1 protein-coding gene is annotated in these 996 nt (G+C 67.3%); it reads right to left on the reverse strand.

Annotated elements, in window-relative coordinates:
* Positions 1 to 22: 22 nt before the first annotated feature.
* A partial coding sequence (locus tag ACTOWL_RS37940) for an IS4 family transposase (RefSeq protein WP_441326478.1) occupies positions 23 to 996 on the reverse strand: 974 nt, incomplete at its 5' end.

The following is a 996-nucleotide window of genomic DNA, read 5'->3' on the forward strand; positions in this document are numbered from 1 at the left end:
CCCACGGGTGTCCGGTTTAGTTTCAGGCCCATTGGAGGACCAATTGGTCTGGATTGGAGGCAGGGCTAGGCTCGGGTTGGAGCAAGCGGTCGATGCGCCTGCGCTGCATCAGGTTGACGCGGACCAGGCGGGCAAAGGCGAGCGGTGTTTTAACCGTGCTTTGAGCCGCCTGGGCGAGACGCAGCAGCAGGAAGGCGATCAGGGCGACGGCGATGTGGATGCGCACGGCATTCTCCGAGCGGCCGACGAAGCGGGTGATCTTGAGGGTCTGCTTGACCCAGCGGAAGAACAGCTCGATGGCCCAGCGGCGCTTGTAGAGATCGGCGATCTCCTGGGCCGGCGCGTCGAGGTCGTTGGACAGGATCCGCAGCACCTTGCCGGTGTCGATGCGCACGCGGATCTCGCGCACCGCATCGGCCATGGGGTTGCGGCGGCGGCCGGCCTGGCGGGCGGGGAGAAAGCCGATGCGGTCGGACAGGATGGTGCCGCCTTCCGGCACCGGCAGCTCCTCGATCAGCGTGAGTTTCGTGTGGGTCTTGAAGCGGGTGACGATGCGGCAGCCGGCGGCATCCATCTTCGCCCACCAGGCGTAGTCGTAGTAGCCGAGGTCGAAGACGTAGGTGGCGCCGGCCTTGATCGGCATCGCCTGGGCGGCGGTGATGTCGTTGATGTTGGCCGTGGTGACGGAGAGATAGACCGGGCAGTCGGCGTCCGGATCGTAGATCACATGGGCCTTCACCCCGCAGACACCGGCACTGAAGCGGGCCCAGCCGCTCAAGGCGCTTAGCCGCAGGCTGGTCGAGTCGATGAGATAGGTGGTGCCGTCGAGCTCGCGCCGGAGCCCGCGATGCGCCTGGTCGATCAGCAGGCCGAGCAGCCCGGTGAACACCTCGGGGGGCCGCAACGCGTTGGCGTCCGACAGCGTCGAGCGCGCCACCGCTCCGGCGCCCAGGTGGTAGAGCCGCGCCGCATGGCTCTGCAGCGTACCGACGATCT

Source organism: Inquilinus sp. CA228 (assembly GCF_052078665.1).
In the GTDB taxonomy this organism is placed as follows: Bacteria; Pseudomonadota; Alphaproteobacteria; order DSM-16000; family Inquilinaceae; genus Inquilinus.